This window comes from Kitasatospora sp. NPDC048286, assembly GCF_043201735.1.
Lineage (GTDB): Bacteria > Actinomycetota > Actinomycetes > Streptomycetales > Streptomycetaceae > Kitasatospora.
Genome location: NZ_JBICZE010000007.1, coordinates 278,225 through 302,614 on the forward strand (window position 1 = coordinate 278,225; position 24,390 = coordinate 302,614).

Genomic DNA, 24,390 nt, shown 5'->3' on the forward strand with positions numbered 1-24,390 from the left:
CTGGTCCACCACTCAGACGCGAACACCACCCGCAGAGTCGGCTCCGCCTGCTGTCAGCGTTCGCCGCCACGGTGCTCGCCGTCGGTGTCACGTCGCCCGTGGCCTTTGCCGGCCAGAACGCCGGTGGCATACCGAACACCGACGTCATGAACGCGGCTGATGCCGCTCATCGAAAGGACCTCCCCCAGCTTCCGGACGACAGCGCGTTCGCCCAGGCCAAGGCCACCGGCAAGGACGTCCCGATCGAACGATTGACGACGGAGTTCACCGAAACGCTCGCCACTCCGGACGGGCACCTCCGGCAGGTCCGACACCCCGACCAGCAACGGCTCAAGGGCAACGGGGCCTGGCAGACACTGGACGCCACCCTGACCGCGCACGCGGACGGGACGTACTCTCCCAAGGCCGTCCCGTCGGGTGTCACACTCTCCGCCGGCGGGAACGGGCCCCTCGCCACCATGACCAGTTCGGATGGCAAGAAGCTCTCCCTGAGCGCGCCGTTCGGCCTGCCCGCGCCCCGCGTCGAGGGCAACTCCCTGCTCTACCCCGGCGTGATCGGACCCGACACGGATCTCAGGGTCAGCGTCGGCAAAAACGGCAGTGTGCGCACGGTCGTCGTCGTCAAGACCGCCCAGGCGGCCGCAAACCCGGCACTGAAGAACCTCCACTTCGGCACGAGCACCGACGGCGTCTCCCTCACGTCGGACGCCGACCACAACGTCACCGCGACCGGTGCCGACGGCGTACCGCGCTGGAGCGCCCCGGCGCCCCGCATGTGGGACAGCACCCCCGCGGCACCCGTCAACACCCCGCCCGCACCGACTCCGGCACCCACGACGGCCGCCAAGGCCATGGCACAGGCGGCGCAGCCGACGCCCACCACCGCTACGCCCGCACCCGCGCCGACGGCCTCCGCCGGCGCCTCCGGCAAACCCGCAGCTCCCGCCTCCAGCAGCCCCGACGGCCCCGGCGCCGGAGCCAAGGTCTCGACCATGCCGGTCAGCGTCTCCAGCACCGGCATCGATCTGGCGACCGATCAAGAGGTCCTCTCCACCGGCACGGCGCCGTACTTCATCGACCCGGACTGGATTCCGTGGTCGCGCGGAAGCAACGGCTCGACCTACGTCCAGTCGAAGTACCCGAACACGCCCCACTACAACGTCAACGGATCCAACGACAGCGACCACCTGGGCGTCGGCAGGTGCGGCGTGTATCCCAGCGCGCCCAGCTGCAACCCCTCCGACCTCATGCGCTCCTACTTCCAGTTCGACACCAGCGACCTGCGCGGAGCCATCATCAAGAACGTCCGCCTGGACTTCTGGGAGTACACCTCCGCCGACTGGGACTGCAACAAGACCTACGGTGTCGACGTCTACCTCGTCGACCGCCAGATCAACTCCGGCACCGTGTGGAACAACAAGCCGGAGCCGGTCGGCGGACGACTCGACTCGACCCAGGTCGCAGGGTCTGGGCGCAACCCCTGCCATGACAACGTCGATGTCCCCTACTGGAACCTCGACGGCCTCAAGCAGTACATCCCGGCCAACAACGTCCTGACCGTCGGGTTGCAGGCCTCGGACGAGAACAACATCTACGCGTTCAAGCGCTTCGACTACGGCGCGAGCCTCAGCGTCACCTACGACCGCACCCCCGACACCCCCACCCACCCGTACGTCTACCCGGATCCGAAGACGATGGACCCGAGTCAGGTCACCCAGGGGTGCGCAGGCGCCCCATGGGGCTGGCTGAACTCAAGCGCCCTGGCGCAGGGGGCTGTCACCCTCAACGCCACCGTCTCGAGCCCGGTGCAGGGCCAGCTGTACTCCTGGTCGCACATCTGGGACTACAACCTCCCTGGATCTCCCAACGTCGCGGAAGGCTTCTCCGACCTCGTCACCAACGGCAGCAATGCGGCGTTCGTCGTACCGAGCAACGTCATCCAGGACGGTCACGCGTACGGCTACAGCATCATGGCCGGCGACATGCTCGTAGGCCTCTCCGCTTCCACGCCCGACTGCCGGTTCGCGGTGGACGCCACTCCGCCGCGGCTGAGCCTCCCCACACTCAACGACCAGCTTCCCGACAGCGCTCTCGCCGACCAGTTCCCGCCGGCCGGCAACGGGCAGACGAGCAAGAAGCGCCTCGGCGACTCGGGCGTCGTCCCGTTCAGCGCGGTCGACCCGGCTCCCAACGGTGGATCGCCGTCGGGGGTCGTCTGTGCACGATGGGGCTGGGATCCTCAACTGGCGGGCAGCACCTGGCAGTGCGGAGCGTCCCTGCCGCAGGGCGGCGTCTCCGTACGACCTGGCAGCTGGGGCACCAACATCCTCTTCATGCAGGTCATGGACAACGCCGGGAACCAGTCACCGATCCAGTCCTACGCCTTCCACGTTCCGTGGAACCCGGCCGGCCCGCCCCCGGTGTTCGGCGACATCACCGGCGACGGCGCCCCCGACATCCTCGCAGCCGACCAGGCCGGCAACCTCCAGGCCTACAGCGTGCCCGGCAACCCGCTGGCCAAGAGCCCAGCCGTTTCGGTCGCCGCGTTGAAGTCCTACTCCCCTGTGAAAGACGGAGACTGGAAGACCGACATCCAGTTCACCCACCGCGGCGCGCTCACCGGCGGCAAGAACGTCGACGACCTGATCGTCCACGCCAAGGGCGACACGCAGCTCTGGTACTACGGCAACCCGGGGAACACCCACTACACCGGCCGGTTCGACACCAAGCAGCTCCTCAACAAACCGGCCTGCGAAGCCCCCGCGAGCGACTCCCACTACTGCGACGGCTACAGCACCAACTGGTCGACCGTCGTTCGCCTCGCCTCAGTCGGCGACCCGATCCATTCCGACCTCGACTACAAGCTCCAGTTCCGCAACGGAGCGGGACTGCTCACCACCGAGACGACCGCGAACGGTGCCGACGCCGCACTCTGGTACTACCCGACCCTCGGTACGCACTTCGGGGCACCAGTGCGCCTCAGTGCGACCGGTTGGAAGAACATCGAACTGCTCAGCCCCGGGGACTGGGCCAACCAGGGGCACCCCGGCTTGTGGTCACGCAACATGACCACCGGCGAGCTCAGGGGCTACACGTTCACCACAGGTGTCTACGCACCGACCGTCGACGGCGAACCCGTTCTGGACCCGGTCACCGGCCAGCCCGTCAGCGCTCCCACGCTCGTCGGCATCGACACCAACTCCTACCTGGGCTTCGTCCAACCGAACGACTATCCCGTCCTCGGCTCCGACGGGGACCTCACCGGCAACGGTGCGCCCGCCCTGTGGGGGCGCAGTGCCAACGGCCAGATCCAGATCTGGTGGGGCCATCGCACCGGCACCCCCTCCGCGCCCGGAATCGATTGGGAGGCCGGCCCGGTCACCGTTGCCGACACCAAGGTCAGCCCGGTCTGGTACGCCCTCGACAACAAGCCCGCCAACGTCACTGTCGACAGCTCCGCTTCCAATCCCCTCGTGACGGCCGGGAACCCGGCAGCGGTCGCGGACCACAACGGCGTTCCGAACGGCGCCATCGCCCTGAACGGCGGCTACTACCGGACCTCGCAGAGCCCGAACATCGACACCCGGCAGAGTTACAGCATTGCCGCCTGGGTCAAGATCAACAGCACGAACGGCTACCAGACCGTCGCGACCCTCGTGGGCAACCAGCACAGTCCCTTCTACCTCCAGTACTCGAAGGCCTACGGCCGCTGGGCCTTCGTCTCGCCCGGGGAGGACAACGCCAACACCAGCGCCTACTACGCCGCCTGGGACTCGAGCGGCGCACCACAGGTCGGTGTCTGGACACACCTGATCGGTGTCTACAGCTCCGGCGACAAGACCATGACCCTCTACGTCAACGGCCAGGCCGTCGGCAGCGCCGTCAACCCCAGCACCTGGACCACGTCCGGTCCCCTCTCCATCGGCGCCCAGATCACCAATTCCTCCCCCGCGAGTCCCGCCTTCGACGGGTCGGTCAGCGACGTACGGATGTACCCGTACCCGCTCACCGAGCAACAGGCCAACAACCTCGCCACCAGCAACTCCAGCGTCCAGATCCACAGCCTGCAGCGCACGGCCACCTGCCTGAACAACTGGGGAGGCGGCGGAGAGATCGCAGTTCAGGACTGCGGAAACGATGCCAACCAGCACTTCACCTTCAACGACGACCGCACGATCACCAGCGCCGGCAAGTGCCTCGGCACCAAGGACAACGCAGGCACGAGCGGCACGCCTGTCGTCCTTCGCCCGTGCGACGCCACGAGCGGCAGTGCCCCCAAGGACGGCGAAGGTCAGCAGTGGATCCGCAGTTATGACGGGACCATCCGGAACGTCCAGTCCGGCCTCTGCATCGACATTCCCCACGGCATCACGACCAACGGCACCCGCGTGATCGTTTGGACCTGTTCGGCCGACAGCAACCAGAAGTGGTTCGCGCGTGCGCACCTGAACGGCTGATCCACACCTGCTACGAGGAGCGGGGTCCGAGGACTTGCCCTCGGACCCCGCTCCTTTCCCACCCGTCGACATCGCCTTCCGAGTGATCGGCGGGCGTCCGTGGAAGGGTCGTCCGCGGCCGCCGAAGAGACCTCACCGTCCACCACAGGAAAACGCACCAGTCTCCGTGTCCGGCGCCGCTGTTGTCAGTCCGTATGGTTCCGGGTTCCGTGCTCCACGGCGGGTGGCTACCGTCCGAACCGTCGGATATCCGGCGGTCCGGACGGGCCGCCGTCACGCGCCTTCTGGAGGTCACGGTGACCGCGAACCACCCCACCCGCAGGAGCATCCTCAAGTCCGCCGGCGGGCTCGGCGCCGCGCTGGCGCTCGGCGGCGCGAGCGTCCTCGCGACGGCTTCGGCGGCCCGCGCGGCCGATGACGGCTTCGGGCTGCACATCACCGACCGCAACGAGGGCGACGCCCGGATGTGGTACTACCGCTTCGCGACCGCCGAGATCGGCTGGCAGCCCGCCGTCAACGTGCTGCTCCCCGACGACTACCACACCAGCGGGCGCACCTACCCCGTGCTCTACCTGCTGCACGGCGGCCTCCAGGACTTCATCGAGTTCGACCACCAGGGCGTGCGCGACTGGACCGTCGGCAAGCCGCTGATCGTCGTGATGCCCGACGGCGGGCAGGCCGGCTGGTACTCCAACCCGGTCAGCACCGGCGTCGGCCCCCGCAACTGGGAGTCCTTCCACATCAACCAGCTGATTCCCTGGGTCGACGCCAACTTCCGTACCTACGCCGAGTACGACGGCCGCGCCGTGGCGGGCTTCTCCATGGGCGGCTTCGGCGCCCTGAAGTACGCCGCCAAGTACTGGGGCCACTTCGCCTCCGTCAGCGCCCACTCCGGCCCGGCCAGCCTGCGCCGCGACAACGGCGCGGTCGTGCACTGGGCCAACGTGTCCGCCGCGGTCAAGGACCTGGCCGGCGGCACCGTCTACGGCGCGCCGCTGTGGGACCAGGCGAGGGTCACCGCCGACAACCCGGTCGAGCGCCTGGAGAGCTACCGCAACAAGCGGATCTTCCTGGTCGCCGGGACCAGCCCCGACCCGACCAACCCCTTCGACACCTTCAACGAGACCGCGGTGCTGGCCGGTCAGCGGGAGTTCCGCGCCCTGCTGGACGGCGCGGGCATCCCGTACGAGGCCCACGAGGAGCCGGGCGGTCACTTCATCCGCGACTACATGTTCCGGCGCGACATCGACGGCATCATCGACCGGCTCCGCAAGGCGTGAGGGGCGCTCCGATGATCTCCCGCTTCTCGCGGCCGGCCCTGGCCGCGGTCGCTGCCCTGTTGCTGCCGGTCGGCGTGCTGGCCGCTACCGCCCGGGCCGCCACGGCCGCCGGGTTCGCGGCGGCCTGCCCGGCCCGCGGTCAGGTCTCCCAGCACTACTCCGCGGAGCACAACGGCATCGACATCGCCAACGACTACGGCACGCCGATCTACGCGGTCGGCGACGGCCAGGTGCTGATCTCCGGCACGGCCCAGGGCTACGGCCAGTGGATCCGGATCCTGCACCCGGACGGAACCATCACCGAGTACGGGCACATGTACGAACGGGACGTGGCCGCCGGGGACCACGTGACGGCCGGCCAGCAGATCGCGCTGATGGGCAGCGAGGGCGAAGCCACCGGCCCGCACCTGCACCTGCGGGTCTGGGCCGACCCGGACGCGTCCGTGCGCACCGACCCGGAGCCGTACCTCACGGAGCGCGGTGTCACCGTGCCCTGCGTTCCCGGAAGCGGCCCGAGCCCCGCCCCGCTGGTGTATCCGGCGGAGTCCGGCCGGGTGGTCTCGGCGCGGTCGGCGGACGGACGCCTGGAGGTCTTCGCCGCCGGGGCGAACGGCGTCTCCCACGCCTGGCAGACCGCGATCAACGGCGCCTGGTCGGAGTGGGAGGACCTCGGCGGCCCCGGTGGTGCCCAACTCGCCATCGGTCCGAACGCGGACGGCCGGTTGGAGGTGTTCGCCATCAACGGCAGCACCTTCCAGCACCGTTACCAGCTCCAGCCCTCCGGCGCCTGGTCGGGCTGGGAGGACTTCGGCTCCGGAGGCCACGACATCGCCGTCGGCTCCAACCAGGACGGACGCCTTGAAGTCTTCGCCTCCGGACCGGTCGGCGTCTACCACCGCTACCAGACCGCGCCCAACGGCGGCTGGTCCGGCTGGGACCCCACCGGCGCAGGCCCTACCGGCGCAGGCTCTACCAGCGCTGGCTCCACCGGCGCTGGCCCCGCCAACAGCGAGATCGAACTCGGCAAGGCCCCCGACGGACGCCTCGAAGTCTTCGCCCTCAACGGCAGCACCTTCCAGCACCAGTGGCAGACCGCCGTCAACGGCGCCTGGTCGGGTTGGGAGGATTTCGGCACCGGCGGCCACGACCTCACCGTCAGCCACAACCAGGACGGCCGACTCGAAGTCCTCGCCTCCGGACCCGCCGGCGTCTACCACAAGTACCAGACCAGCCCCACCAGTTGGTCCGGCTGGGACCCCACCGGCGGCCCCGCCGACTCCCGGCTCACCAGCCGGCAGACCGCGGACGGCAGGGTCGAGGTCTTCGCCATCAACGGCAGCACCGCGCAGCACATCTGGCAGACCGGCCTCAACGCGCCGTACGGCCAGTGGGACACCTTCGGCACCGGCGGCACCGAGATCGCCGCCGCCACCAACGCCGACGGCCGGATCGAGGTCTTCGCCTCCAACACCGACGGCGTCCACCACAAGTGGCAGACCGGATTCTCCACCTGGTCCGACTGGACCTGGCTGAACACCACCCCCGGACCCGCCGTCAGCCGAGGAGCCATCCGGTGACCAGAGCGCACCTCCCCCTGCTGTCCGCGCTCACCTCGCTGGGCGTGGCAGCGGGCCTGATGGTCGGCGCCACGCCCGCGCCCGCCGCCACCGGCATCGACCTGTGCACCGAGGTCGGCTACGCCGCGGGCTTCCGCGGCGACGCCCTGGTGACCGCGATCGCCGTCGGCATGGCCGAGTCCAGCTGCAACCCGCTGGCGTCCAACGTCCAGGGCAACAGCCCGCAGTCCACCGACCGCGGCCTGTGGGAGATCAACGACTACTGGCACAGCGAGGTCACGGACGCCTGCGCCTACGACGCCCAGTGCAACGCCAACGAGGCCTACCGCATCTCCAACCAGGGCATCGACTGGCACCAGTGGTCGACCTACGCCGCGGGCGTGCACCAGCGGTACATGGACGCGGCGCGGGCCGCCGTGGACCGGCTCGGCCACCACGAACCCGGTCCGGCGCCGGTGGTGTATCCGGCGGAGTCCGGCCGGGTGGTGTCGGCGCGGTCGGCGGACGGACGCCTGGAGGTCTTCGCGGCCGGGGCGAACGGCGTCTCCCACGCCTGGCAGACTGCCATCAACGGCGCCTGGTCGGAGTGGGAGAACCTCGGTGGACCGGGCGGCGCGGAGCTGGCGGTCGGTCCGAACGCGGACGGCCGGTTGGAGGTGTTCGCCATCAACGGCAGCACTTTCCAGCACCGTTACCAGCTCCAGCCCTCCGGCGCCTGGTCGGGCTGGGAGGACTTCGGCACCGGAGGCCACGACATCGCCGTCGGCTCCAACCAGGACGGACGCCTCGAAGTCTTCGCCTCCGGACCGGTCGGCGTCTACCACCGCTACCAGACCGCACCCAACGGCGGCTGGTCCGGCTGGGACCCCACCGGCGCTGGCCCCACCGGCGCTGGCCCCGCCAACAGCGAGATCGAACTCGGCAAGGCCCCCGACGGCCGCCTCGAAGTCTTCGCCCTCAACGGCAGCACCTTCCAGCACCAGTGGCAGACCAGCGTCAACGGCGCCTGGTCCCCCTGGGAGGACTTCGGCACCGGAGGCCACGACCTCACCGTCAGCCACAACCAGGACGGACGCCTCGAAGTCTTCGCCTCCGGACCCGCCGGCGTCTACCACAAGTACCAGACCAGCCCCACCAGTTGGTCCGGCTGGGACCCCACCGGCGGGCCCGCCGACTCCCAGCTGACCAGTGAGCGTTCGCCGGACGGCCGGGTGGAGGTCTTCGCGATCAACGGCAGTACGGCTCAGCACATCTGGCAGACCGGCGTCAACGCGCCGTACGGCCAGTGGGACACCTTCGGCACCGGCGGCACCGAGATCGCCGCGGCGGGCAACGCGGACGGCCGGATCGAGGTGTTCGGCTCCAACACCGACGGGGTCCACCACCGCTGGCAGACCGGGTTCTCCACCTGGTCCGACTGGACCTGGCTGAACACCACCCCCGGACCCGCCGTCCCCTGACAACGCCCTGGAACACAGCGATCCACCCGATCAGCAGGCGCGGCCTGCTGTGGTGGGCGGCCGAGCGGGAGCACTCGTGCTCCCGCTCGCGGGCCGTTCCGCGCCAGTGGCGTCCGAAGACGCCGCCGGGCCCCACCCGTGGGTCGGCGGCGGCCGGCGGCCGTGGGCCGTCGGCGGCGACCTCCCGGCGGCACCGCCGCATTCGGGGCCGCCGATGCTGTGACCGCGGGGGTGCCGATGCCCTGACCGAACACCCGTACATTCCACTGTCACCTTGTCAAGTAGCGTGCGGCTCCGGTTTATTGTCGTACGCGAAGAGGTACCGTCCGTCCGTCCGGCCTGAGCCGGCGCGGCACGGGAAGCGGTGCGCGGGGACGGAGGCGCGGTGCGCGGGACGGGGCAGCGGTGAGCGGGATTGTCGTCCACCTGCCGGCGGGGAACGGCGACGCCCCGGTGACCTTGCGGCTCGGCCCGGGAGAGCGGGCGCGCTTCGGCCGCGGTTCCGCCCACACCCCGGTGGAGCTGCGGCTCGGCGACGAGTCGGTCTCCCGGCTGGCCGGCGAGATCCACGCCACCGACGACCACTGGCAGTTGAGCAACCTCAGCAACACCCATGCCTACCTGGTGGAGAACCCGGAGGGCGCCGGCGAGTACCTGCGGGTGCCGCCACGGCGGGTCGGCGCGCCGATCCCCTTCGAGTTCTCCCGTGTGGTGCTGCCCTCTCGGCGGGAGACCCCGCTGTCCTTCCAGGTGTTCGCCCCTGACCACGTCTACCTGGACCCGGACACCCGCGGCGGCTCCCGGGAGAGCCGCACCATGACGGCGTACTCGCTGGACGAAACCGCCACCTACTTCCTGGTCCTGGTCGCGCTCTGCGAGCCGTGGCTGCGCGACCACTCCCCCGCCGCCGTTCCCACCACCCCGCAGGTGGTCGCACGGCTGCACGGCCACCCCGCCTGCGCCCGGCTCACCGCCCGCGCGGTCAGCTCGCACCTCGACTACCTCGCCGACGAGAAGCTCCGCATCGACCTGCCCGACGGCGACCGCGCGGACCGCCGCGGCGGCAAGCGCGAGGCCGTCGTGGGGCTCGCCCTGAAGTTCGGCATCGTCCGCGAGGAGCACCTCGTGCTCCTGCCGAGCCCCGGCCCCGGCCCCGGCCGGTCCGGACGGTAGGGAGGGCGGCGATGCTGCAGGACCCGGCCTTCCCCGTGGACAGCGAGGAACTGCTGCCGGCCGGCCACCGGGTCGGCGAGTGGACCGTCACCGGGCCGATCGGCGAGGGCGCCTGGGCCACGGTGTACGCCGCCCACCGGACCGACCACCGGGCCGAGGGCGGGACCGCCCCCCGGACCGACCACCGGCCCGACCACCGGAACGACCGCAGGAACGACGAAGCGAACGACGAGCCGGACGACACCGTCGCCCTCAAGGTGCTGCCGACCGCCGGGCTCGCCCCCCGCCAGGCCCGCCAGGTCGCCGAAGCCGCCCGGCGCGAAGCCGAGTTGGCCCGCACCGCCCCGCACCCCCGGCTGGTACGGCTGCTCGACACCCTCGTCCTGGCCGCCCCCGACCAGCCCTCGCTCGACGGCGCGATCGTCCTGGTCATGGAACGCGCCCGGTGCACCCTGCGCGACCTGCTCGCCACCGGCGTCGACGAGGCCGAGGGCGCCCGGATCGTCACCGGCATCTGCGAGGGCCTGGCCCACCTGCACCGCTCCGGCTGGGTCCACGCCGACCTCAAACCGGAGAACGTCCTCATCGGCGCCGACGGCGAGGTCCGCCTCTCCGACTTCGGCCTCGCCATCGAACTCACCGGCACCCACGGCCACGGCGCCCCGATGGGCACCCCCGACTACCTCCCACCGGAGCGCTGGCGGGAGCCGCTCGGCGAACACGGCGTCAAGGTCCGTACCACCGCCGACATCTGGGCGCTCGGCATCGTGATCCACGAGGTCTTCGCCGCCGGCAGCCGGCCCTTCCCCGGCACCACCCCGACCGCCCGCTGCGCCGCCGCCCAGCAGTACGCGGAAGGCCGCGCCGCCCTGCGGCTGGCCGCCGCCGTCCCCCCGTTCTGGCGCGCCCTGGCCGCCGACTGCCTCGCCCCCACCCACGCCGCCCGCGCCCCGCACACCGCGGAGAGCCTGCTCGGCCGCATCCGCGCCCACCGCCCCGACCGGCGCCCGCTCCGCCCCCGCCGCCGCCCGTACCCGCGTCCTCGCCCGCGCACCGCCCTGCTGGCCCTGGCCTCCTGTGCCACGGTCGCCGCCACCGTCACCGCCCTGTGGCCGCACCCGGGGCCGTCCGGCCAACCAGCCCACGTGCGGGTCTTCAACGCCGAACGCGGCTGCCAGGACCGCGCCGACCGCGACCCCCAGTGCAGCCTCGGCCTCGCCGTCGACCCCCTGCGCCCCTACACCGCCGACAACGTCGTCCCCGTGCGGGTCTGGCACGACGACACCCTCGACGCCGACTGCCAACTCCCCACCGGCCTCCCCGTCATCAACGAGGAGGACCTCACCTCCACGCTCTGGTACCGCATCCGCCTGCCGGGCTCCTCCACCACCGCCTGGCTCCCCGCCGTCCGCACCAGGGACCGCCCTGCCCTGCTCCGCTGCCCGTGAGCGCCGCCGGCCCGGCTACCCGCCCGTCGGCCGGCCGGCGTTGGGGGCGCCCCGCTGCTCGGGCTCGACGGCACCGCCGTCACCGAGCAGCGGATGAACCTCCCTCCCCGGAGGACGGGGTCAGGGAGCGGGTGACCGCCTGCCGGATGCTCCGGCGGCGCGTTGGCAGAGCTCGACGAGGGAACCGAGGAACTGGCCGCCGTAGACGCGGGCGGCGGCGCAGGGGTCCGTGTTGGCGTCGGCGGCCGGGCCGCCGGGCGGCCGGGCGGTGGAGGGGGCGGGCCGTGGTCGGGGGTGAGCGCCCGGGAAGTGCGGTCGCTGCCCCGGCCGGGCGCCGTCTTCGCCCGGCTCGGCGGCCGGGGTCTCCTGCTCCTCGGTGGGCGCGGCGTCCGGCGTGGGGACGGGCTCCGCGGCCGTCGGCTCCGGCGGGGGCGGCGCGGGGACCGGCGCCGGAGAGGCCGACGGCGCGGAGTGCTTCAGGGCCCCCACGACGGCGGGGGCGACCGGCTGGTCGTCGAGCGCCGGGCGCGGCCCCATCCCGAGGTAGGCCCGCGGGCCGGCGTCCGCCGCCCCCGAGAGCAGTGCCGTCGCCAGCACGACCGCCACGACGGCGCCACGCCCGAACGCCCGGGCCGGGGACGGGTAGAGGGGCGGACGCCCGGCGCCGGCCTCCGCCGAGGGCTCGGACTCCAGCAGTTCCACCCGGCGCCGGCAGACCTCCGCGTTGCGCGAAGCCGCCCACTGCTCGGACGCCCCCTGGTCGGCCCACGCGGTGGCCGTCCCGGTGAACAGGTCGGCCGCAAGGCCTGGGTCCCCGCCGACCGCCGCGACGTAGGCCCGCACCTCCTGCGCGCGCAGCGCCTCCGGGTGCGTGGCGCCGCGCTCCAGGGCGACGTGCTGGTGGAGCTCCTCGGCCAGGCGGGCGGCGAGAACCGTTTCCCCGACCTCCATGGCGCCCCGGATCAGGTCCACCCTGGGGGCGTAGGCGGCGGGCGGCTTCTCGGCTGCCGTCCTTGACGACGTGTCGGTCGGATCGGTCATGGGCCCCTCGCAGGTGGTCTCCGAACGATGGATCACGTCACCTATACCGGTCGGGGCCACCCGTCGGCCGGTCCACGGTCGTCCCTTCGGGTGAAAGCGTCAACGAGCGATCGGACGCCGTTCGGGGTCCGGGCCGCCCTGATCGGCCTGCGGTGGACCTCCGGTAGGCCGCCGGAAGGCCTGCGATCGGCCTGCGATCAGCCCCCGGCCGGCCTCCGGTCCGCCCGGCGGCCGAACGGAGGCCGACCGGCGCGCCCGTAACGGCTCCGCGCCGGAATCGCCGCTTCGAGTGACAGGCCGACAGCAGGGGCACACGTCCGACCAGCGGTGGACCCGGCCGCATCGTCGGCTCAGCGGATCACGCCGGAAAGGTCCAGTCGCTCCATGCGGTTGAGGCACTGTCCGATCTCGACGATCAGGTCCTCGGCACTCAAGGGGAACTCCTCGGGACCGGTGGACAGCAGCTCCGCGACGTTGCCCTCGTCATCCTCGACGGCAACCGTGGCCAGCAGATCCGTGCCGGTGACACTGAAACCGATGGACAGCTGGACGGCCACCGTCAGCCCACTCGCCAGCTCGATCACCTGGCCATCGGCGTAGGACGCCTCATCCGGCCGGTCCGAGTACTGCCACCCCGGCCCCAACGACTCACGCCTGCGCACCGAACCGACCGGGACGCCCTCCTCCCAGGCGCGCGCCAGCCTCCTCAGCCCGAAATGGGCATCCCGAAGCGCCACAGCCAGCGCAACGGCGGCCTGCCCGGTGCCATCCATCAAGTCCGCTTCCCGCCCGTGTCCGTATCGATCCTCGTACTCCTTCGCGCCGGGCCGTCCGGAGGCGAAGGCGGCCACCGTTACTCATCGTCAGTTCTGTGGAAAAGCGAAGATCAGTCGATGGCCGTGGGCCACAGCGTAGACCCGCGCCGGCAACCGGTCCGGGACAGCCGCCGGATCTGCCGCTGACGGCCGGGTGGTCAAGATCCCTGTCAGAGGACCGTCGGGTTGGACGGCCGCGCGGAGTCGGGGTCGGGCGAGAGCGACCGACACCTCCCACCAGCTGTTCTCCGCCGCGCGAAGAGGCGATCGGCTGACTAGAGTGGGCACATAGGTCTCGTGTGTGAGTACCGGTCAACACGACTGGTGGCAGGTGGAAACAGACCGGCCAGTCGTTTCTGCAGTAGTGACATGTCGCTGTTCAACCATTGAAAAGTTCAACACCCCTCCGATGCTCGAAGGAGGCGGAGTCATGGTGGGAATTCTCAAACGCCGCGGTGGCGCAGTCCTCGCAACTGCTCTACTGGCTGCGGGAACCATCGCCGGCCCGACCGCGGCAGTGGCGGCGCCCGTACCCAGTAGTCCAACCATCCTGCCGACCCAGGTCGTCATCAACCACAACGTGACCTTCGGTGGAGGAGTCCCGGTCGGCGGCTGGTACTCATTGAGCGTCTTCCCCAGCGGGTCGTTCAACTACTCCGGCCACATGCACGACTCGGGCGCGCCGAGCTACAACCTCGCCGGTGTCTGCGTCGTGCGCTTCAACAACGGCACGGCCTTCGTGTTCCAGACGTCCGGCCGTATGCACGGGACCTTCGAATCGGGGTCCCGGGACTACAATTGGAACAGCAACGGCACAAACCAGTCCATCCGCGACGCTTGGCAGGCCTCGGGCGGCGGCTGGAACGCGAGCTGCAACAGCAAGGTCAACGCCGACATCGGCGCTCTGGTCAACTCGACGATCCAGGGGGTCGGATACGTCGCACAGGTCATCGCGGTCGTCGGGTGACCCGGTCGGCACCGTCGATGTGGCCCCGTACGGGAACCGCACGAAGTGGTTCTGACTCAACTCCCGCGGAATTCGAGCCAGAACCACTTCATGAAGGCGAACGACGCCACAGCGGGGCATCCGCCGGCCCCGCCGGGCCAGGGAAATCCGCTGGCGCGAGGCTCGCCAGGCCTTGATCCTTGGCACCGTGCCAGAACCCAAGCAGCAGATTCGCGCCCTCCACACGGCGTCCACGGTGACCGTCTACCAGGCGTACCGGCCGGAGATCGGCCTGCCCGCCGCACGGGACGGTCGGTTCCCGGCGGCGTGGAAGAGGGACCGGATGACGTGGATCAAGCCGTCGTTCCTCTGGATGATGTACCGCTGCGGGTGGGCGCGGAAGGAGGGACAGGAGACCGTCCTCGCGATCGAGATCACCCGCGAAGGCTTCGAATGGGCCCTGGCGAACAGCTGCCTGTCCCACTACGAGCACGGGCTGCACTCCGACCGGGCCTCCTGGAAGCGCGAGTTGAAGCGGTCGGCCGCGCGGGTGCAGTGGGACCCCGAACGCGACCTGCACCTCCAGCCGCTGGCCCACCGGTCACTTCAGCTCGGCCTCGCCGACGAAGCGGCTGGGCGGTACGCGGACGAGTGGATCGTCGCGATTGAGAACGTCACCGCGCTCGCGCACACGATCCACGCACGCGTGCGGGACGGGGACCTGGACGCCGCGCGGAAACTGCTTCCCGCCGAACGACCGTACCCGGCGGGCGCCATGCTGCTGAACCACCTGGGCGGCTGAGCGGTTACGAGAACGCGACCGGCGGCACCCGGAGTTGTTGGATCGGTGGCTCCGAGTCGACTGTGGAGTCGAGAAGGCCAGCGAGCCCGAGGCCCCGCCGGATGCGTCCGGCGGGGGCCTCGGGGCTGTCCGGCGGCGCCGTGTGAGGACGAGTGGTCCCGAGGCGGTCGCAGATGCAAGGGGCGGCTTGGGGGCGTCAGTTCCCGCTCGGGAACTCGCCCGCCTGGATCGCGGCGATGAAGGAGTCCCAGGCGGCGGTGGGGAAGACGAGCGCTGGGCCGTGGGGGTCCTTGGAGTCACGCACGGGGACGAGACCGGGGAATCCGGGGGCCACCTCGATGCAGTCGCCGCCGTCCGGGCCGCTGTAGCTGCTCTTGAGCCAGCTGGCCGCGTCGAGCTCGTTCCGCGTCATCTCTGAACCCTTCCAACGCCTCGGCGATCAGCGCGAGCGTCTCGCCTGCCGTGAGCGCATCGCCACGCAGCCGATCATAGCGCCGCCGGTGTCCTGAGACGATGGACGGTTCGTCGCAGGGGTTACCCCTGTCCAGGCTCTCCGAGTACACCGAATGCCGGCCATCCGGCATCTCCAGAAGGACCATTGGGATCTTGATGATCGTCACCCGAGCCGTGAACGGCACCACCTGGATGACGATGTTCCCGCGCTGGGCGAGGTCCAGCAGGTGTTGCATCTGGCGCACCATCACCTTCGGCCCGCCGACCACCGATCGAATGGCGCTCTCGTCCAGCAGGACGACCAACTGCGGGCCGCCCTCCGCGAGGAATCGCTCCTGCCGTGCAAGCCTCGCCTCGACTCGCTCCTCGATCACTTTGGGGCTTTCCTCAGTTCCACCCGCCTCGAACATCGCTCGCGCGTAGTCCCGACACTGGAGCAGCCCGTGCATGTAGTCGGTCTGGAACACCTGGGCCCCGACCGCCTCGGCCTCCGCGTCGGCGTGGGTCTGGAACCAGTCCGGATGCTCGATCTGCGCACTCCAGTCGACCCGGTTGTACAGCCGCATCAGCAGCCCACCGGTGTCCAGCAACTCCTCAAGCAGCTCGACTTCCTCGACGGTCGGCTTCCGCCGCCCACCCTCGGTCCGCGAGATCACCGTTCGGTCGAGGTGGAGCAGCTTGCCCAGGTCCTCCTGGGTGAGGCCCGCCAACTCCCGGGCGTAGCGGATCTCTTCACCGAACATGATCGCGGAACTCGCCGTCGGCTTGCGCATCTTCCGCTGTGTCATCACTGCCCCCTGCCGTACGCCACGCGCCCAACACGTGCTTCTGCGCGTCACCGTACCCCCGCATTCCGACCGCCGACCTCGGAACGCGATCTTTTGCGTGCAGAGCGTCACATGCGCGCCCCCTCTGCACGCCCCTCTCCACGGCCCGCGCTTGAACCCCACGCAGGACGTCGACCCCGCCGACTTCCTGCGCGCTCAGCTGACGGGCCGGGCGGAAACCGCTGTGCGCGAGTGGGCGCCGTGCGCGAGACTGCCGGAATGTACCTGGGGAACGACATGGTGACGGAGCTGGTCAGACGGGCCCTCGAGGCGCCGGACCGGCACACGAGCGAGGATCTGCTGCGGCGCGCCGCCGAAGCCGACGCGCACGGCGCGGTGGCGCGCGCGGGCGACCTGCTCCGGTCGCCTCAGCCCCTGGAACGGGCCCTGGGCTGCGATCTGTTGGGGTTCGCGAGTGACGTCCACGAGGACGTCCGGGCCGAAGCCGCCGTCACCCTGACCGCCCTCGCCACTCAGGAGTCCGACCCCGACGTCCTCTGCTCGTTGGCACGCGCCCTGGAGCAGACCGAGGACTCCCGTGCCGTACCCGTCCTGGTGGCTCTGGCCGAACACGAGGACTCCGAGGTGCGGCAGCGGACGGCCATCGCGCTCGGCGGCTTCGCCGACGGGCCGTCCGACGGGCCGGTGGTCCGCGCGCTGGTCGCCCTCACCCGGGACGCGGACCCGGACATACGCGACTGGGCGACGTTCTCGCTCGGCTTCCAGTCCCAGGCCGACACCCCGGCAGTCCGGGCCGCCCTCTGGGAACGGACGCGGGACGCCGACCCGGACGCCCGTGCGGAGGGCATCCGTGGCCTGGCGCGGCGGCGCGACCCGCGCGCCGCCGCGCTCCTGCGCGAGCTGCTGGCGGACCCCGACGGCGCCGAGATCCTCACCTTCCGGGCGGCGGAGATCCTGGGCGCCCCCGAACTGCTGCCGCTGCTACAGGACTACGACCCGGACGACCACGGGGTCGCCGAGGCCATCGCCGCCTGCGATCCCGCGCAGAAGGCCCGGCACGACGAGGCCGCCTGGACGCTCGTACACACACTGGAGCAGCTGCGGCCCGAACTTGCGCCCGCGGTCTGGGCGACCCGCTGTGAACCCGGCCTGACCCTCGGCCTCGGCAGCGGCCCCGACGCACCGGTCTACGACGTCGCGGCACTGCTCGCCCGGGCGGGCGGCGACCCCCTGCGGGCAGCCGAACTCGCGGACGGTGACCACCCGTCGGCCATCGGTCGCTGAGCACTCCTGACGAAAGTGGTGGCAGCGGGGCGAGGTCAGCCGAGTGATCGCGGGCGAAAACCCGGCGACGTCGGCGACCGTCCCCGGGATACTGGTCGCCCATGGATGAGGTCGAAGTCGTCGTCGCCCATTCCGAGCGTGCGACTCTGCGGGTCGGCGACGTGTTCCTGAAGGTGGACGCCGACCAGGCGCGCATCGACGTCGAGGTCGAGGCGATGTCCCTGGCGCCGGTCCCGACCCCGGAGGTCCTGTGGCGCAAGCCGCCCGTGCTCGCGCTCGCCGCGGTTCCGGGGACGACGCTCGGGCGCCTCGGTGGGCCGTCGACCGGGTCGCCGGCGGCGTGGGCCGCGGCGGGTGCCGCCATCCGGAGGCTGCACGACGCGCCGCTTCCGTCCTGGCCGGGACGGGCCGGGCGGAGCATCGCCGCGCTGGCGGCGGAACTCGACGACGAGTGCGAGTCGCTCGTGACGGACGGCGTCCTGCCCGCCGACCTGGTCGCCCGCAACCGCCGGGTCGCCGAGGCCGCGCTCCGGCCGTGGACTCCGGCGTTCACGCACGGCGACCTGCAGATCGCGCACGTCTTCGTCGACGGTGACGAGGTCACGGGCATCATCGACTGGTCCGAGGCGGGCCGGGGTGACGCCCTGTACGACCTCGCCACCTTCACGCTCGGACACGAGGAGCACCTCGACGACGTCATCGCCGGCTACGGCACCGGCGCCCGCATCGACCTCGACGTGATCCACGCGTGGTGGTCGTTGCGGAGCCTGCTGGCGGTCCGCTGGCTGATCGGGCACGGCTTCGATCCCTTCGCGCCGGGCTGTGAGGTCGACGTGCTGAGATCCCGGATGTGAAGCCGCGCGGGGCCGGCTGCCTCTGCACCCGGCCCATGGCGAACACCTGCCCGTCAACGCACCCGTCCACGGGCCGTCGACGTCGTGTACACCCCGACCAGGTGGCATCACCTCGGGCCGGTTCCAAGAGGGGAGCCGGCCCGAGAGGAGAGCCCAGAGATGATCACCCGTCGTACGGCCGCCACCGCCGTCGTCCTGTCCGCCGCGACCCTCGTGTCCGGGATGGCCTTCGGCGCCGGGACCGCCGGCGCGGCCGAGTCGCTGCCGACCGGCGGCGCCGCCTACCGCATGTCCAACTACGCGGGCGGTGCCCTCCAGTGGGACAGCCGCGACAGCGGCCTCAACGTGGTGGTCCGCGAGTCCGACCAGTCCTCCGCCCGGCAGTCCTGGACGTTCCGGGACGAGGGCGACGGCACCTGGTCGGTCAGGGCGCCCGGTACCGACATCGCGCTCGACCGCGACCGGGGCGGGAACACCGTCGGGGCCCGGAACTACACCGGCGCGGGCAACCAGCGGTGGTGGCTGGAGAACACCTCGGCGGGCGGCGGCCGGGCCTGGCTGCTGCACAGCGCCTCGGACAACGGCCTCTGCCTCACCCGCAACAGGGACCTGAACGCCACGGTGGCCGCCTGCAACCCGGGGGATCCGACGCAGTCCTGGAACCTCGACCGCAGCGGCATCACCACACCGCCGACCACCGACCGCCCGACCATCGACCTCGACTACGCGCAGGCCCCGGACCTCGGCCCGTGGCTGGAGCAGCAGAAGAAGACCGTCGCGGACTACTACCCGGCGATCTCCGACCTGATCATCAGGGGAACCTTCAAGGCCCCCTCCTACTTCAAGATCATCATGGACCCGGCGCTGACCGATCACCCCGCGTACGCCTGGACGAACCCCGACACCGGCGTCAAGGAGATCCACGTCAACATCGGCTACACCCGGGACAACAAGGGCGACACCGGCTTCCTGGTCCACGAGGCCGTCCACGTCGCGGTCGCCGACAACCCGACGGACCGCCCGTGGTGGCTGAGCGAGGGTCTCGCGGACTGGGTGCGCGACTACAACTTCCAGCCCGGCACCGGCGCCCAGCACTTCGACCCGGACACCGGCTACGACAGCGGCTACCAGGCCACCGCCCGCTTCGTCGACCACATCTCGAAGACCTACGGCAAGCCCGCCCTGGCACACCTGCTGAACACCACCGAGTACAGCGAGCAGCTCTGGGTCCAGCTCACCGGGAAGAGCGCGCAGCAGCTCTGGAACGAGATGCCGAAGTAGCACCCGCCCCCATCTCCCTGAACCCGCGCACAGGAAGTCGGCCCCGCCGACGGCTCGTGGCAGCCGGTGTGGACCGTCATGCGCACCCTCGCGGACGTGCACGGCGAGCAGAACGTCCGGCTGGTCGTCTGGTTCGAGGAGTAGCCCTGCTCACCTGGGGCATCGTCAGCCCCAGGTGAGCGGGCCCCGACTCAGGTCACCGGGCGGTTGCCGCGTTCCGCCGCTGGCGCCAGTAGCCGACGGCGCTCAGGGCGGTGACCAGGACGCCGGCCGCGTAGAGCTGGTCGCGGTTGCCGGGGCTGGTGGTCATCAGGGCCAGGAGGGCGACCACGGCGGCGATGGCGAGCCAGGTCAGGTACGGGTAGGCCCACATGCGCACGGTGAGCAGTTCGGGGCTCTCGCGCTCGACGCGGCGGCGCATGCGCAGCTGGGCGATGCCGATGAAGAGCCAGACCACCAGGATGGCCACGCCGGTGGAGTTCAGCAGCCAGAGGAAGACGGTGCCCGGCCAGAAGTAGCCGGCCAGCACGGCGGCGAAGCCGAAGCCGCAGGAGGCCAGCACGCTCAGTCGCGGGACGCCGCCGGTGACCTTGGCCAGCGCACGGGGACCCAGACCGCGGGTGACCAGCGAGTGGACCATCCGGGAGGCGCTGTAGATGTTGGCGTTCATCGCGCTCAGCAGGGCGATCAGCACCACGGCCTTCATGACGAGGGCAGCGCCGGGAACGTTGAGCAGCTGCAGCACCGTGACGTAGGGGCCCAGCTTCACCACGTCGGGGTTGTTCCAGGGCACCAGGGTGACCGCCAGGGCCATCGTGCCGATGTAGAAGATCGCGATCCGCCAGACCGCGGTGCGCACGGCGGTGGCGACGTTGCGGCGCGGGTTGTCGGACTCGGCGGCCGCGATGGTGACGGCCTCCAGGCCGCCGTAGGCGAAGACTGCGGGCAGCAGGCCGGTGATCAGGCCGTGGCCGCCGTGTGGCAGGAAGCCGCCGTGGCCGGTCAGGTTGGCGGTGCCGGGGGCGTGGCCGACGACACCGGCGACACCCAGCACGCCCAGAGCCAGGAAGGCGACGATCGCGGCGATCTTGACGGCCGCGAACCAGAACTCGAACTCGCCGAAGTTCTTCACGGCGGTCAGGTTGGTGGCGCAGAAGAAGACCATGAAGATGCCGACCCAGACGAAGGCCGGAACCCCGGTGACCCAGGAGTGCACGAGCGCGCCGGCGGCCGTGGCCTCGACGGCGACGGCGACGCCGACCGTCACCCAGTACAGCCAGCCGGTGGTCAGGCCCGCCCAGAGGCCGATCTCGCGCTCGGCGTGCACCGAGAAGGAACCGGAGGCCGGGTGCGCGGCGGACATCTCGCCCAGCATCCGCATGACCAGCATCACCAGCAGACCGGCCGCGACGAACGCCAGGATGATGCCGGGGCCGGCTACCGCGATGCCCGCGCCGGAGCCCACGAAGAGGCCGGCGCCGATGACGCCGCCGAGGGCGATCATCGAGAGGTGGCGCCGCTTGAGGCCGTGGCCCAGCTCCGGGGCGGCCTGGGCCTCGGGGGCTCTCGACGCCTTGGTGGTGCTCATCGGGGATCCATTCCTGTGACGGACGACTCGTGCGGACATGCGCCCCTGGTTTCCTGAAGGGAAGGCTAGGCGGGTTCGCCCAGAAGGTGCTTCCAATCTTTTCCCGATGATCGCCACCGAGTGGAAGAATCTTCTCCATGGATGACATAGACCGGAAAATTCTTGCCGAACTGCAGCGTGACGGGCGACTGACCCTCACCGAGCTCGCCGAGCGAGTCCGCCTGAGCGTGTCCCCCTGCCACCGCCGACTTCGGGCCCTGGAACGCTCGGGCGCGATCGCCGGCTACCACGCCCGGCTCGACGCCGCCGCCCTCGGCCTGACCTTCGAGTCGCTGGTCTTCGTCACCATGCGCTACGAGGACCGCGAGACCGTCGCGGCCTTCGAGCAGGCCGTGGCCGACATCCCCAACGTCCTCCAGGCCCAGCGGCTGTTCGGCGACCCCGACTACCTCCTGCGCGTCGTCGCCCGCGATCTGGCGGCCTACCGGCAGCTCTACGACGACCGCCTGGCCACCCTGCCCGGCGTCCAGCGCCTCAGTTCCACCATCGTCATGGCGAACGTCGTCGAATCCCGCTCCCTGCCCCTGTGACGTGCCGAGAAGGCCCGCACCCGGCCCCGGGGGGAGCGCGAGGGACGAGAGCCCGGGCCCGGGGGGGGCGAGGACCGGGGCAGAGTCGGGCCGAATCGGGCAGGGTGGGACGATACCTGCCATGTCTAGCAAGTCTCCATCGGTCCGGGTCGTCGATGCCCCGCCCGAACCGCTCCGCCGTCTCCTCCTCGACCTGGGCGAGGCCCTGCTCGGCGGTGGCCTGCCCGTCCATGACGTCGAGGAGGAACTCCACTGGCTGGGACGGGCGTTGGGGGCTCCTGAGGTGCGGGTCGCCGCGCTGACCAACGGGCTGTTCGTCTCGCTGGACGCGGACGGCGCCACCCGGTTCCAGCCCGTCGGCGGCGCGCTGCGGTTCGAGCAGACGGCCGACGTCCTCCACCTGGTGCACCGGCTGCGGGCGGGCGAGCTCGACGGGCCCCGGGCGCTGGCCGAACTGGACCGGATCCGGCGGGCGCCGGCCCGCTGGCCCGCGTGGGTGGCGGATCTCGGGGCGCTGCCGGTCGGTGTGGGGGTCTGCCTCTTCCTCCAGCCGGCGGCGGCGAACGTGCTCGCGGCCGGGCTCGGCTCGCTGATCGTGGTGGGGCTGACCGTGCTCGCCCGACGGCTGCCGTACCTGCGGCCGCTGCTGCCCGTCACGGCCGGCTTCCTGGTCGCCCTGCTGGTCCTGGCACTCGCGCGGGCCTCGCTGCTGGACGGCCCGCTGCGGACGATCGTGGCCACCCTGGCGATCCTGCTGCCGGGCGGGCTGCTGGTCACCGGGCTGTCCGAGATCGCCGCGGGCGCGGCCAGCGCGGGCACCGCCCGGCTGGTGTCCGGCGCGGTCCAGCTGGCGCTGTTCCTCGCGGGGGTGGCCGCGGCCGCGACGGCGATCGGCATGCCGGCCACCGCGCTGGCCAACGTCCAGGTCGCCAAGCCCAGCTGGTGGGTGATCGCGCTGGGGCTGGCGATCGCGGTGGCCGGAGTGGTGGTCAACGTCCAGACACCGCCCTCGGCCATCCCGTGGATCGTCGCCGTGATCGCGGTCAGCGTGACCGCCCAGGTGGCGGTGGGGTCGGTGCACGGCGCGGCGATAGGCGGCCTGGCCGGGGCGGTCGCCGCCGCGGTCGCGGCCACCCTGGTGCACTGGCTGCCGGGCGGCCCGCTCTGGCAGGTGCTCTACCTCCCGGCGTTCTGGATCGTGGTGCCGGGGTCCTTCGGTCTGTTGAACACGGCGCAGATAGAGGTCGGGAACGGGGCCCAGTCGGTCCTGGCGGCCGTGTCGGCGGTCTTCGGGGTGTCGATCGGCACGCTGATCGGCGCGGTGATCAGCCGGATCCCCCGGCCCTCCCGCGCCGTGCTGCTGTCCCGGGCCTGAACTCCGGGGCGGCGGCCCCCTGACGGGGTGGGGGCGGACCCGGGTCCGCCCCCCGTCCCGTCAGGCGTGGCGCAGGGCCTCGGTGAGGCGGCGGCCCGCCTCGACCACGGCCTGGGAGAGCTGGGCGCCGGGGTGGCGGGTGAGCCGTTCGATCGGACCGGAGACCGAGACGGCGGCCACCACCCGGTTGGACTGGCCGCGGACGGGCGCGGACACGGAGGCGACCCCGAGTTCGCGCTCGCCGACGGACTGCGCCCAGCCCCGGCGCCGTACGCCGCTCAGCGCGGTGGCGGTGAAGCGGGCGCCCTGCAGCCCGCGGTGGAGGCGCTCGGGCTCCTCCCAGGCGAGCAGGACCTGGGCGGCGGAGCCGACCTTCATGGGGAGGGTGATGCCCACCGGGACGGTGTCCCGCAGGCCGGTGAGGCGTTCGGCGGCGGCCACGCAGATCCGTACCTCGCCCTGCCGGCGGTAGAGCTGGGCGCTCTCGCCAGTGAGGTCCCGCAGGTGGGTGAGGACCGAGCCGGCCGCGGCCAGCAAGCGGTCCTCGCCGGCGGCCGCGGCGAGCTCGCCGACCCGGGGGCCGAGCATGAACCGGCCGTTCACGTCCCGGCTGACCAGGCGGTGGTGTTCGAGTGCGACGGCCAGCCGGTGGGCGGTGGGGCGGGCCATGCCGGTGGCCGCGACGAGGCCGCCGAGGGTGGCGGGGCCCGCCTCCAGGATCCCGAGGATCGAGGTGACCTTGTCGAGCACGCCGACGCCGCTCGTGTTCTCCATGGGTGGGGGTACTCCAGTCTCAAGGCCCGGGAGCAGCGGGTCGGCGCTGCTCACGGCGGCTCCTGGCGGGGAGCCGGGGGTGGTCAGCGAGGACGGGCCGCGGAAGTCGGCCGATTGCCTGCGCCGGGCACGAGACGGGTACGCGAAAGCGCCGGGGCGGGAAGCGCCCGGGCGAAGGACAGCACAGAGAGCACCGTGTCTCCTCATCTTTCCCGCGCCACATTGGCGACAGGCCGGAGTTGGCACTGATCCCGGACGGCACGGCGCGTACTTCGGACGCCGGGTCGAACGGGGAGTTGCCGGGGCTTCGTAGGGCCGGTCCCTCCACCCCTCTGGATGATTCGCCAGGAACGATACAAGACTTCCCGGGCCCGCTGCCAAGCCCCCCTGCTCTCGACGGCGGG

General features: G+C 71.5%; 19 protein-coding genes and 1 riboswitch. Of the genes, 13 read left to right on the forward strand and 6 right to left on the reverse strand.

The features are described from left to right. The first annotated feature begins 146 nt into the window (after positions 1 to 146). From ACGF13_RS19425 to ACGF13_RS19450, 6 genes are all read left to right on the forward strand, one after another. On the forward strand, positions 147 to 4,457 hold the full coding sequence (locus ACGF13_RS19425) for a LamG-like jellyroll fold domain-containing protein (protein WP_392876427.1): 4,311 nt from the start codon (positions 147 to 149) through the stop codon (positions 4,455 to 4,457). 296 nt (positions 4,458 to 4,753) lie between these two features. After that, positions 4,754 to 5,737, forward strand: a complete 984-nt coding sequence (locus ACGF13_RS19430; RefSeq protein WP_392876430.1) for an alpha/beta hydrolase — start codon at positions 4,754 to 4,756, stop codon at positions 5,735 to 5,737. Positions 5,738 to 5,748: 11 nt separating this feature from the next. Continuing rightward, a complete protein-coding gene (locus ACGF13_RS19435; RefSeq protein WP_392876432.1) occupies positions 5,749 to 7,314 on the forward strand; it encodes a peptidoglycan DD-metalloendopeptidase family protein in 1,566 nt (521 codons plus the stop codon). A gap of 59 nt (positions 7,315 to 7,373) precedes the next feature. Next, positions 7,374 to 8,774 (forward strand): hypothetical protein, encoded by a 1,401-nt coding sequence (locus ACGF13_RS19440; RefSeq protein ID WP_392876838.1) that lies wholly within the window; start codon positions 7,374 to 7,376, stop codon positions 8,772 to 8,774. 405 nt (positions 8,775 to 9,179) lie between these two features. Then, on the forward strand, positions 9,180 to 9,947 hold the full coding sequence (locus tag ACGF13_RS19445; protein ID WP_392876434.1) for a serine/threonine protein kinase: 768 nt from the start codon (positions 9,180 to 9,182) through the stop codon (positions 9,945 to 9,947). 11 nt (positions 9,948 to 9,958) lie between these two features. Further along, positions 9,959 to 11,395, forward strand: a complete 1,437-nt coding sequence (locus ACGF13_RS19450) for a serine/threonine-protein kinase (RefSeq protein ID WP_392876437.1) — start codon at positions 9,959 to 9,961, stop codon at positions 11,393 to 11,395. 120 nt (positions 11,396 to 11,515) lie between these two features. On the opposite strand, the gene ACGF13_RS19455 is transcribed toward ACGF13_RS19450, so the two are convergent. Both ACGF13_RS19455 and ACGF13_RS19460 read right to left on the reverse strand, forming a co-directional pair. Further along, positions 11,516 to 12,436 (reverse strand): hypothetical protein, encoded by a 921-nt coding sequence (locus ACGF13_RS19455; protein WP_392876440.1) that lies wholly within the window; start codon positions 12,434 to 12,436, stop codon positions 11,516 to 11,518. Between the two features lie 350 nt (positions 12,437 to 12,786). Then, positions 12,787 to 13,287: a hypothetical protein gene (locus ACGF13_RS19460; RefSeq protein ID WP_392876443.1), complete on the reverse strand. Its 501-nt coding sequence runs from the start codon at positions 13,285 to 13,287 to the stop codon at positions 12,787 to 12,789. Between the two features lie 394 nt (positions 13,288 to 13,681). Between ACGF13_RS19460 and ACGF13_RS19465 the strand changes: the two genes are divergently transcribed. Continuing rightward, on the forward strand, positions 13,682 to 14,218 hold the full coding sequence (locus ACGF13_RS19465; RefSeq protein WP_392876446.1) for a hypothetical protein: 537 nt from the start codon (positions 13,682 to 13,684) through the stop codon (positions 14,216 to 14,218). A 187-nt stretch (positions 14,219 to 14,405) separates the two neighbouring features. Then, complete coding sequence (locus ACGF13_RS19470) at positions 14,406 to 14,999, forward strand: DUF4291 domain-containing protein (protein WP_392876449.1); 594 nt, start codon at positions 14,406 to 14,408, stop codon at positions 14,997 to 14,999. Positions 15,000 to 15,195: 196 nt separating this feature from the next. On the opposite strand, the gene ACGF13_RS19475 is transcribed toward ACGF13_RS19470, so the two are convergent. Both ACGF13_RS19475 and ACGF13_RS19480 read right to left on the reverse strand, forming a co-directional pair. Continuing rightward, positions 15,196 to 15,333 carry a DUF397 domain-containing protein gene (locus ACGF13_RS19475; RefSeq protein ID WP_392876452.1) on the reverse strand — a complete coding sequence of 46 codons (138 nt, stop codon included), beginning with the start codon at positions 15,331 to 15,333 and terminating at the stop codon, positions 15,196 to 15,198. After that, a complete protein-coding gene (locus ACGF13_RS19480; protein WP_392876455.1) occupies positions 15,296 to 16,225 on the reverse strand; it encodes a Scr1 family TA system antitoxin-like transcriptional regulator in 930 nt (309 codons plus the stop codon). The genes ACGF13_RS19475 and ACGF13_RS19480 overlap by 38 nt, the downstream gene beginning before the upstream one ends. Before the next feature lie 273 nt (positions 16,226 to 16,498). On the opposite strand from ACGF13_RS19480, the gene ACGF13_RS19485 reads away from it, so the two are divergent. From ACGF13_RS19485 to ACGF13_RS19495, 3 genes are all read left to right on the forward strand, one after another. Further along, the gene (locus tag ACGF13_RS19485; RefSeq protein WP_392876458.1) at positions 16,499 to 17,524 is read left to right on the forward strand and encodes a HEAT repeat domain-containing protein; all 1,026 of its coding nucleotides are present in this window, start codon (positions 16,499 to 16,501) and stop codon (positions 17,522 to 17,524) included. A gap of 101 nt (positions 17,525 to 17,625) precedes the next feature. Next, positions 17,626 to 18,378 carry a phosphotransferase family protein gene (locus ACGF13_RS19490; protein ID WP_392876461.1) on the forward strand — a complete coding sequence of 251 codons (753 nt, stop codon included), beginning with the start codon at positions 17,626 to 17,628 and terminating at the stop codon, positions 18,376 to 18,378. Positions 18,379 to 18,537: 159 nt separating this feature from the next. Further along, positions 18,538 to 19,659, forward strand: a complete 1,122-nt coding sequence (locus ACGF13_RS19495; RefSeq protein WP_392876464.1) for a basic secretory protein-like protein — start codon at positions 18,538 to 18,540, stop codon at positions 19,657 to 19,659. A gap of 196 nt (positions 19,660 to 19,855) precedes the next feature. Here ACGF13_RS19495 and ACGF13_RS19500 read toward each other — a convergent pair whose 3' ends face one another. Beyond that, positions 19,856 to 21,247: an amino acid permease gene (locus ACGF13_RS19500; protein WP_392876467.1), complete on the reverse strand. Its 1,392-nt coding sequence runs from the start codon at positions 21,245 to 21,247 to the stop codon at positions 19,856 to 19,858. Between the two features lie 137 nt (positions 21,248 to 21,384). Between ACGF13_RS19500 and ACGF13_RS19505 the strand changes: the two genes are divergently transcribed. Together ACGF13_RS19505 and ACGF13_RS19510 are read left to right on the forward strand one after the other, a co-directional pair. Then, the gene (locus ACGF13_RS19505; RefSeq protein WP_392876470.1) at positions 21,385 to 21,837 is read left to right on the forward strand and encodes an Lrp/AsnC family transcriptional regulator; all 453 of its coding nucleotides are present in this window, start codon (positions 21,385 to 21,387) and stop codon (positions 21,835 to 21,837) included. Between the two features lie 121 nt (positions 21,838 to 21,958). Then, the gene (locus ACGF13_RS19510; protein WP_392876473.1) at positions 21,959 to 23,212 is read left to right on the forward strand and encodes a threonine/serine exporter family protein; all 1,254 of its coding nucleotides are present in this window, start codon (positions 21,959 to 21,961) and stop codon (positions 23,210 to 23,212) included. Positions 23,213 to 23,272: 60 nt separating this feature from the next. Here ACGF13_RS19510 and ACGF13_RS19515 read toward each other — a convergent pair whose 3' ends face one another. Further along, entirely contained in the window at positions 23,273 to 23,986 is a 714-nt protein-coding gene (locus tag ACGF13_RS19515) for an IclR family transcriptional regulator (protein ID WP_392876476.1), read from the reverse strand. 200 nt (positions 23,987 to 24,186) lie between these two features. After that, positions 24,187 to 24,329, reverse strand: a riboswitch (SAM riboswitch). Between the last annotated feature and the right edge of the window lie 61 nt (positions 24,330 to 24,390).

What these genes read in the sequence shown, in the direction of transcription:
- ACGF13_RS19440 (WP_392876838.1), top strand. Translation starts at nt 7,374, where the DNA reads ATGGTCGGCGCCACGCCCGCGCCCGCCGCCACCGGCATCGACCTGTGC.
- ACGF13_RS19500 (WP_392876467.1), bottom strand. Translation starts at nt 21,247, where the DNA reads ATGAGCACCACCAAGGCGTCGAGAGCCCCCGAGGCCCAGGCCGCCCCG.
- ACGF13_RS19495 (WP_392876464.1), top strand. Translation starts at nt 18,538, where the DNA reads ATGATCACCCGTCGTACGGCCGCCACCGCCGTCGTCCTGTCCGCCGCG.
- ACGF13_RS19485 (WP_392876458.1), top strand. Translation starts at nt 16,499, where the DNA reads ATGTACCTGGGGAACGACATGGTGACGGAGCTGGTCAGACGGGCCCTC.
- ACGF13_RS19505 (WP_392876470.1), top strand. Translation starts at nt 21,385, where the DNA reads ATGGATGACATAGACCGGAAAATTCTTGCCGAACTGCAGCGTGACGGG.
- ACGF13_RS19515 (WP_392876476.1), bottom strand. Translation starts at nt 23,986, where the DNA reads ATGGAGAACACGAGCGGCGTCGGCGTGCTCGACAAGGTCACCTCGATC.
- ACGF13_RS19480 (WP_392876455.1), bottom strand. Translation starts at nt 16,225, where the DNA reads ATGCGCAAGCCGACGGCGAGTTCCGCGATCATGTTCGGTGAAGAGATC.
- ACGF13_RS19450 (WP_392876437.1), top strand. Translation starts at nt 9,959, where the DNA reads ATGCTGCAGGACCCGGCCTTCCCCGTGGACAGCGAGGAACTGCTGCCG.
- ACGF13_RS19455 (WP_392876440.1), bottom strand. Translation starts at nt 12,436, where the DNA reads ATGACCGATCCGACCGACACGTCGTCAAGGACGGCAGCCGAGAAGCCG.
- ACGF13_RS19490 (WP_392876461.1), top strand. Translation starts at nt 17,626, where the DNA reads ATGGATGAGGTCGAAGTCGTCGTCGCCCATTCCGAGCGTGCGACTCTG.
- ACGF13_RS19435 (WP_392876432.1), top strand. Translation starts at nt 5,749, where the DNA reads ATGATCTCCCGCTTCTCGCGGCCGGCCCTGGCCGCGGTCGCTGCCCTG.
- ACGF13_RS19465 (WP_392876446.1), top strand. Translation starts at nt 13,682, where the DNA reads ATGGTGGGAATTCTCAAACGCCGCGGTGGCGCAGTCCTCGCAACTGCT.
- ACGF13_RS19425 (WP_392876427.1), top strand. Translation starts at nt 147, where the DNA reads ATGAACGCGGCTGATGCCGCTCATCGAAAGGACCTCCCCCAGCTTCCG.
- ACGF13_RS19510 (WP_392876473.1), top strand. Translation starts at nt 21,959, where the DNA reads ATGTCTAGCAAGTCTCCATCGGTCCGGGTCGTCGATGCCCCGCCCGAA.